This is a genomic window from Actinophytocola sp. (assembly GCF_036002505.1).
Lineage (GTDB): Bacteria > Actinomycetota > Actinomycetes > Mycobacteriales > Pseudonocardiaceae > DASYTH01.
In genome coordinates, this window is the sequence record NZ_DASYTH010000240.1 from 35,715 (window position 1) to 43,320 (window position 7,606).

General features: G+C 71.2%; 7 protein-coding genes. 6 read left to right on the plus strand and 1 reads right to left on the minus strand.

Annotated features, from left to right (window positions below):
* Nucleotides 1-35 precede the first annotated feature (35 nt).
* From VGR06_RS21795 to VGR06_RS21810, 4 genes are all read left to right on the plus strand, one after another.
* Entirely contained in the window at nt 36-665 is a 630-nt protein-coding gene (locus VGR06_RS21795) for a response regulator transcription factor (protein ID WP_327560979.1), read from the plus strand.
* 37 nt (nt 666-702) lie between these two features.
* Nucleotides 703-1,326 (plus strand): DUF1707 domain-containing protein, encoded by a 624-nt coding sequence (locus VGR06_RS21800; RefSeq protein WP_327560969.1) that lies wholly within the window; start codon nt 703-705, stop codon nt 1,324-1,326.
* 10 nt (nt 1,327-1,336) lie between these two features.
* Nucleotides 1,337-2,374 carry an L-threonine 3-dehydrogenase gene (tdh, locus tag VGR06_RS21805; protein WP_327560970.1) on the plus strand — a complete coding sequence of 346 codons (1,038 nt, stop codon included), beginning with the start codon at nt 1,337-1,339 and terminating at the stop codon, nt 2,372-2,374.
* A gap of 169 nt (nt 2,375-2,543) precedes the next feature.
* Nucleotides 2,544-3,740 (plus strand): glycine C-acetyltransferase, encoded by a 1,197-nt coding sequence (locus tag VGR06_RS21810; RefSeq protein ID WP_327560971.1) that lies wholly within the window; start codon nt 2,544-2,546, stop codon nt 3,738-3,740.
* Here VGR06_RS21810 and VGR06_RS21815 read toward each other — a convergent pair.
* Nucleotides 3,713-4,570: a ribokinase gene (locus VGR06_RS21815; protein WP_327560972.1), complete on the minus strand. Its 858-nt coding sequence runs from the start codon at nt 4,568-4,570 to the stop codon at nt 3,713-3,715. The two genes, VGR06_RS21810 and VGR06_RS21815, sit on opposite strands and share 28 nt — an antisense overlap.
* A 72-nt stretch (nt 4,571-4,642) precedes the next feature.
* On the opposite strand from VGR06_RS21815, the gene VGR06_RS21820 reads away from it, so the two are divergent.
* Together VGR06_RS21820 and VGR06_RS21825 are read left to right on the plus strand one after the other, a co-directional pair.
* Nucleotides 4,643-6,571, plus strand: coding sequence for a DUF2339 domain-containing protein (locus VGR06_RS21820; RefSeq protein ID WP_327560973.1), 1,929 nt, complete (start codon nt 4,643-4,645; stop codon nt 6,569-6,571).
* Nucleotides 6,572-6,914: 343 nt separating this feature from the next.
* On the plus strand, nt 6,915-7,606 hold a 692-nt coding region (locus VGR06_RS21825), incomplete at its 3' end, for a TetR/AcrR family transcriptional regulator (protein WP_327560974.1).

Below are 7,606 nucleotides of genomic sequence, written 5' to 3' on the forward strand. Positions count from 1 at the left end.
AGCGGAAGCGAGCAAGACAATTGACGATCTCCGTGATGGTGGTGGACGACCACCCCATGTGGCGCGACGGCGTCGCCCGGGACCTGGCCGAGCGCGGCTTCGAGGTGCGGGCCACCGCCCCGGACGGCGAGTCCGCGGTGCGCATCGCCCGGGCCGTGCGGCCCGACGTGGTGCTGATGGACCTCAACCTGGGCAGCACCTCCGGGGTGACGGCCATCCGCGGGATCGTGGCCGCCCTGACCGGGACCCGGGTGCTGGTGCTCTCCGCCAGCGGCGAGCACGCCGACGTGCTGGAGGCGGTGAAGGCCGGCGCCTCCGGATACCTGGTGAAGTCGGCGTCCGCGGCGGAGCTGGTGGACGCGGTGACCCGGACCGCGGCCGGCGACGCGGTGTTCACCCCGGGCCTGGCCGGCCTGGTACTCGGCGAGTACCGGCGGATGGCGGCCGGGCCCGAGGACAGTGCGCCGAGGCTGTCCGAGCGGGAGACCGAGGTGCTGCGCCTGGTGGCCAAGGGCCTGACCGCACGCCAGATCGCCGACCGCCTGGTGCTCTCGCACCGCACCGTCGAGAACCACGTCCAGTCCACGCTGCGCAAGCTCCAGCTGCACAACCGGGTCGAGCTGGCCCGCTACGCCATCGAGCACGGCCTCGACACCGACGCCTAACCAAGCGGGAGCGATTGGGCGCAGTACGGTTGGGAGCGTGAGCGATACGCCGGTCGACCCCCGGACCCTGCGGGTCTCCGATGCCGAGCGCGAGCACGTCGTCGGCCTGCTGCAGAAGGCCATCGGGCAGGGCCTGATCACGCTGGACGAGTTCACGACGCGCACCGACACCGCGCTGGCCGCGAAGACCCGGGGCGAGCTGAACGCCGTGCTGGTGGACCTGCCGGGCATGGTGCACCAGGAGACGACCTCGCCCGCGCACCGGCAGCCGGTCGAGCTGCGCGCCACGATGTCGGTGTTGAAGCGCACCGGGCGGTGGTCGGTGCCGGCCTCACTCGTGGTTCGCAACCGGATGGGCTCAACGGACCTGGACTTCACCGAGGCGCGCATCGATCATGCCGAGGTGCAGGTCGAGCTGGACGTGGCCGGCGGGTCGGTGGAGCTGCTGCTGCCCGACGGCGCGTCGGTGGACGCCGACCAGGTCGAGGTGAACATGGGCAGCGTCAAGAACAAGATCGGCGGAGACCGGTCCGGGCGGCCGCATTTCGTGCTGTCCGGGTCGATGCGCGCCGGCTCGTTGAAGATCAGGCGCCCCACCTACATCCGGATCGGCGCCCTGGTGATCCGCTTCCCCTGGAAGATCAGCTGGGACCGGGAATGAAAGAGGAACTGTGAAGGCACTGGTCAAGATCGCCCAGGGTCCGGGTCTGGAGCTGACGACCGTGCCGGATCCCCGGCCGGGACCGGGTGACGTGGTGCTGCGCGTGCTCCGCACCGGCATCTGCGGCACCGACCTGCACATCGACGGCTGGGACGACTGGGCGGCCCGGGCCATCCGTGCCCCGCTGGTGATCGGCCATGAGTTCGTCGGCGAGGTGGTCGAGGTCGGCTCCGCGGTGACCAAGGTGTCGGTCGGCGACCTGGCCAGCGGCGAGGGGCACCTGATCTGCGGAACCTGCCGCAACTGCAAGGCCGGCCGGCGGCACCTGTGCGCGAACACCCGCGGGTTCGGGGTTCAGGTCAACGGCGCGTTCGCCGAGTACGCGGTGCTGCCCGAGCTGAACACCTGGGTGCACACCTACCCGGTGGACCTGGACGTCGCGGCGATCTTCGATCCGTTCGGCAACGCCGTGCACACCGCGCTCACCTTCCCGGTGTTCGGCGAGGACGTGCTGATCACCGGCGCCGGGCCGATCGGGCTGATGGCGGCCGCGGTGGCCAAGCACGCCGGCGCCCGGCACGTGGTGATCACCGACGTGTCCGAGCACCGGCTGGAGCTGGCCCGCAAGATCGGTGTGGACCTGGCGCTGGACGTGAGCGCCCGGGCGATCGCCGACGTCTACGCCGAGCTGGCCATGACCGAGGGCTTCGACGTGGGCATGGAGATGTCCGGCCAGCCGTCGGCGCTCCGCGACATGATCGCGAACCTGACGCACGGCGGCCGGATCGCCATGCTAGGCCTGCCCGCCGACGAGATCGCCATCGACTGGAGCACCGTGGTGCTGAAGATGCTCACCATCAAGGGCATCTACGGCCGGGAGATGTTCGAGACCTGGTACGCGATGTCGGTGCTGCTGCAGGGCGGCCTCGACCTCTCCCCGGTGATCACCCACCGGTTCCCGTACACCGACCATCGCACGGCCTTCGCGACCGCCCGAAGTGGACTGTGCGGAAAGGTCATTCTGGACTGGACGGCGGAGCCCGAATGATGTCGCCGCTGCCAAGGCGACCACAGAGCGCGCCCCGGGCCGAAGGCACGCGATCGCGGTGGCAGGGCCGCCACGATCGAGATCAATGGACGATTCGACTACAGGCGACCCTGCCGGAGCGATTGCGTCGGCGCGCAAAATTGCGACAAGGCCGCTGGACGGAGAGCTGATGTTCGGCGCCATACGGAAGGACCTCCAGGCGACGCTCGACGATATCCGCGCGGCCGGCCTGTACAAGGCCGAGCGGGTGATCGCGAGCCCACAGAACGCGTCCGTTCGGGTGGGCGATGGGCCCGAGGTCTTGAACTTCTGCGCCAACAACTACCTGGGGCTCGCCGATCACCCGAAGCTGGTCGCGGCGGCGCGGGACGCATTGGAGCGGTGGGGTTTCGGCATGGCGTCGGTGCGGTTCATCTGCGGCACGCAGGAGCCGCACAAGGAGCTGGAGCGCCGGCTGTCGGAGTTTCTGGGCACCGAGGACACGATCCTGTACAGCTCCTGCTTCGACGCCAACGGCGGGCTGTTCGAGACGCTGCTGGGTGAGCACGACGCGGTGATCTCCGACGAGCTCAACCACGCCTCGATCATCGACGGGATCCGGCTGTGCAAGGCGCGCCGGCTCCGGTACCGCAACCGCGACATGGCCGACCTGGAGCGGCAGCTCAAGGACGCCGCCGGCGCGCGCTACCGGCTGGTCGTCACCGACGGCGTGTTCTCCATGGACGGCTACTTCGCGCCGCTGGACGAGATCTGTGACCTGGCCGAGCGGCACGACGCGCTGGTCATGGTGGACGACTCGCACGCCGTCGGCTTCGTCGGGGAGAAGGGCCGGGGCACCCCGGAGAAGTTCGGCGTGACCGACCGGGTGGACGTGCTCACCGGCACCATGGGCAAGGCGCTCGGCGGGGCCAGCGGCGGCTACACCTCGGGCCGCGCGGAGATCATCGAGCTGCTCCGCCAGCGTTCGCGGCCGTACCTGTTCTCCAACTCGCTGGCGCCCGCGATCACCGCCGCGGCGCTGGCCGCGCTGGATCTGCTGGGCTCGTCCGGGGAGCTGCTCGACCGGCTGCGCGCGAACACGGCGCTGTTCCGCGGGCGGATGACCGAGGCGGGCTTCGACCTGCTGCCCGGCGAGCACCCGATCACCCCGGTGATGATCGGCGACGCGGCGAAGGCGTCCCGGATGGCGGATCTGCTGCTGGACCAAGGGATCTACGTGATCGGCTTCTCCTACCCGGTGGTGCCGCACGGCAAGGCCCGGATCCGGGTGCAGCTCTCCGCCGCGCACACCACCGACGACGTCAATCGCGCCGTGGACGCGTTCATCACGGCGCGCGATCAGCTCCCGTCGACGCCTGCCGGGTAGGACGGCTGGGCGCCCGCCCGGGTCACCGAGATCGACGCCACCCGCACGGCGAGCCGCGCCGCGGTTTCCAGCCCGGCACCGGTCGCCAGCCCCACCGCGAGCGCACCGGTGAACGCGTCGCCCGCACCGGTCGTGTCCACCACCTCCACCTTCGGCGCGGGCACTTCGTGGGTGCCGTCCTCGCTCACCACCACCGCACCTTTGGCGCCGAGCGTGACCACGGCCGACCGCGGGCCGAGGTCGAGCAGCCGGCGCGGATCCCCTGAGCCGTCCAGCAGCCAGGCCGCCTCGTGCTCGTTCACCACCAGAACATCCACAGTGGACAGAGTGGATAGCCGCGCGGCCGGCGACAAATTGAGGACCGTTCGCACACCGCGCCCGGCGGCCACCGCCAACGCGTGCTCCACCACCGGAATCGGCACTTCCAAGGATGCGACGAGCACCTTGACGCCGTCCCATGCTAGACCGTCCACATCGGACATCGTCAGCCCGGCGTTGGCCCCCTGCGACACCACGATCGCGTTCTCCCCATCCGGGGTCACCGTGATGAAGGCAAGCCCGGTACCGCGCTCGTCCCGGCGCACCAGCGACACGTCCACACCCGCCGAGCGCATCGAGTCGAGCAGCAGCGTGCCGTAGGAGTCCGGGCCGACCGCACCGGCGAACGCCACCCGGCCGCCCAACCGGCCGGCCGCGACCGCCGTGTTCGCCCCCTTTCCGCCGGGCAGCACGGCGGTGTCCGACCCGAGCACGGTCTCCCCGGCGCCGGGCCTTCGCTCCACCCGCACCACGAGATCAGCGTTGGCCGAACCCAGAACCACGATCTCCACAGCTGAATTGTGACCGGTAGCTGAGTAGTCGTACGCATCACGCCACCCCGCGACCGGCCGACACTGAGGCGCATGGCTACCTCAGACCCGCTGCCCCGGTTAGCCGACGCGCTCAGCGACGTCGGCCATCGGCTCCGCGAGATCAGCGACGAGCTCCGCGGCCTCCAACTGGGGACCACCGTGATCGCCCCGCAGCCGCCGCCCCTCCACCAGACGCCCGGCTACCAGATGCCGATGCCAGCACCCGGCCAGCAGCCGCCCATGCCGGTACCACCGCCCGCTGACCATGCACCGCCACCGCCCCACCCGACCTACCCGGCCCCATTCCACCCCCCACCGCCGCCGCGGCTTCCGGAGCCCACGTTGCTGACCCGGCTGGACACCGCCGCCCCGACCCTGTGGGAGCGGCTGAGCCGGGACGGGGCCGGCAGCCGCATCCTGGCCTGGGCCGGTGGCGTGGTCACGCTGGCCGGCGTCGTGCTGCTGCTGGTGCTCGCCATCCAACGCGGCTACCTCGGCCCGGTGCCCCGGGTGCTGCTCGGCGCCGGATTGGGCCTGGCCCTGGCCGGCATCGGAATGCGGCTGCACCCCAACCAGAACGCCCGCACCGGCGCCTACGCCCTGGCCGCGACCGGGATCGCGGTGCTCTACCTGGACGTCATCGCGGCGACCACCCTGCACGGGTTCCTGCCGCCCTACGCCGGCCTGCTCGCCGGCCTCGCGGTCGCCGGCGCCGGCATCGCGCTGGCCGGCCGCTGGGACTCCCAGCTGCTCGCGATGTTCGTGGTGGTCTCCTGCGCACTCTGCGCGCCGGTGCTGACCCGCGGCTTCGTCCCGCTGCTCCTCGGTTTCCTGCTGGTGCTGCAGATCGCCACCAGCCCGGTGCAGCTGGCCAGACGATGGGGCGGGCTGTGCCTGGCCGCCGGGCTGCCCCCGGTGCTCGCCACCGTGATCAGCGTCGCGCTGGCCGCCGGGCACCGGTTCGGCGTCGACTCGGCGACCACGGCCGTGCTGTGCCTGGTGACCAGCGCGGTACAGGTCACCCTGGCGACGGTGAGCCTGGCGCTACGCCATCGAGGTGATAAAGAAGTCACCGCCCGCCGGCCCACCGACAACCTCCCGTTCGCGCTGCTGCTGACCGCACCGGTGCCCACCATGCTGGCCGCGATCCTGGTGCCCCGCACGGCCGCCACCCTCCTGCCGGCCGCGATCGGCGTGCTGCTCGTCGCGGTCTGGGCACTGCACCAGACCGGTGTGCTCGCCGTCCCCGAGCGGTTCGCCATGGCGGCCGGTGGCGCCGGCCTGCTCGCCGCCCTCCAGGCGACGGCCACGGCGCTGGACGGCAACGCCCGGGGCATCGCGGTGCTCGCCGAGTCGGTGCTGCTGACCATGCTCGCCATCCGCCTGCGCTACGCCGCGGCCCTGCTCGCCTCCGCGCTGTTCAGCCTGATCGGGCTGGTGCTCACGGTCGGGTTCGCCGTGCCGCCGCGAATGCTCGCGGTCGCGCCGGTACATCCGCTGTCCCGTGGCACGGTCGCCACGGCCGGACTCACCGCGGTGCTGCTCGCGGTCGCGGCCATCGCCCTGTGCTGGGCCGCGACGACGTTGCGGCGACTGGGCGGCCAGCACGGCATCAGGCAGGCCTGGGTGTGGGCCGGGCTCGTCGGGCTGTACGGCGCCACCGGCGCGGTGCTGGCGATCGGGCTAATGATTTCGCCCGATCGGGCGGGGTTCCTGTTGGGCCATGTGCTCGTGACGGTCTCCTGGACGGTCGGCGCGCTGACGTTGCTGCTGCGCGGCGTCGACTCCGTTCCGCTGCGCGTGGCCGGCCTAGCCCTCGTGGCGTCGGCGCTGGTCAAGCTGGTGCTGTTCGACCTGTCCTCGCTCGACGGGATCGCCCGGGTGGCCGCGTTCCTGGTGGCCGGGCTGGTGCTGCTGGCGGCCGGAGTGCGGTATGCGCGCCTGGTGGCGAGCCGCGGCCGCCCGGCCGGCAACGGATGAGCGGCGTGTAACCGTATGCGACTGTGAACGAATAAGTAGCTGTGGGGACGGCGAATGCCACAATGTTCGTCAACTCTCCCGCGCGGTGCGCCCCCGCCACCGCACGCAGAGCCCACGCCAGGTTCGCCAAACCGGGCGTCGGGGTCCGGCCTCGGCCGGGCTTCGCGCTGCCGGCGCCGATCGCGTAGCCCCCCGAGCGGTCGGTGCCGGCGGCGCGACCGTATCTTCTGACCCTCCGCCCGGGCGACTCAGTCGATCACATCCCACGGCCAAATCGGGCGTTTCGGGAGTGGTTGTGCCGTAGGGTCACAGGAGCGTCCTACGCGATATTGGGGTGAAGGCGATGACGGCGGCCACGCGCCGAGAGCGGAGCAAGGCGGACACCGACCGGGAGATCCGGCAGCAGGCTCGGACCTTGCTGATCGATCAAGGGGCGGATGCCGTGACGTTGCGGGCGATCGCGCGCAAGGTGGGGATCACGGCGCCGGCGCTGTATCGCTACTACACCTCGCGTGAGGATCTGATCGAGCACATCCGGATGGACATCACCACGGATCTGGCGGATGAGCTGAACGGGGATCTGTCCGGGTTGGCCAAGGGCGATGTGCTCGGACAGGTGCTGGCGATCTGCCGGGGTTTCCGGCGGTGGGCGATCGCGCATCCGCAGGAGTTCAGCCTGGTGTTCGCGTCACCGGCGGAGCCGTCCACGATGGCGAACGGCGGCCTGCAGATCCTGGTGCCGGCCACCGATCCGTTCGGCCGGGTGTTCCTGGCGGTGGCCGGGCAGGTGCTCACCACCATGACCCTGGCCGCACCGCCGGACGACTCGGTGCCCCCGGACCTCCGGGCGGACCTGGAGACGTTCCGAACGAACCTGCTGGCCACCATGGCGGAGACCGGCTACGAGGTGCCGGAGAACGTCCTGGGGATCGGGACCGCCTACGCGATCCTGAAGTTCTGGGTGCGGCTGTACGGGCAGATCGCGCTCGAGGTGTTCGGCCGCTTCCCGTTCGCGGTGGCCAAGCCGGAGCCGTT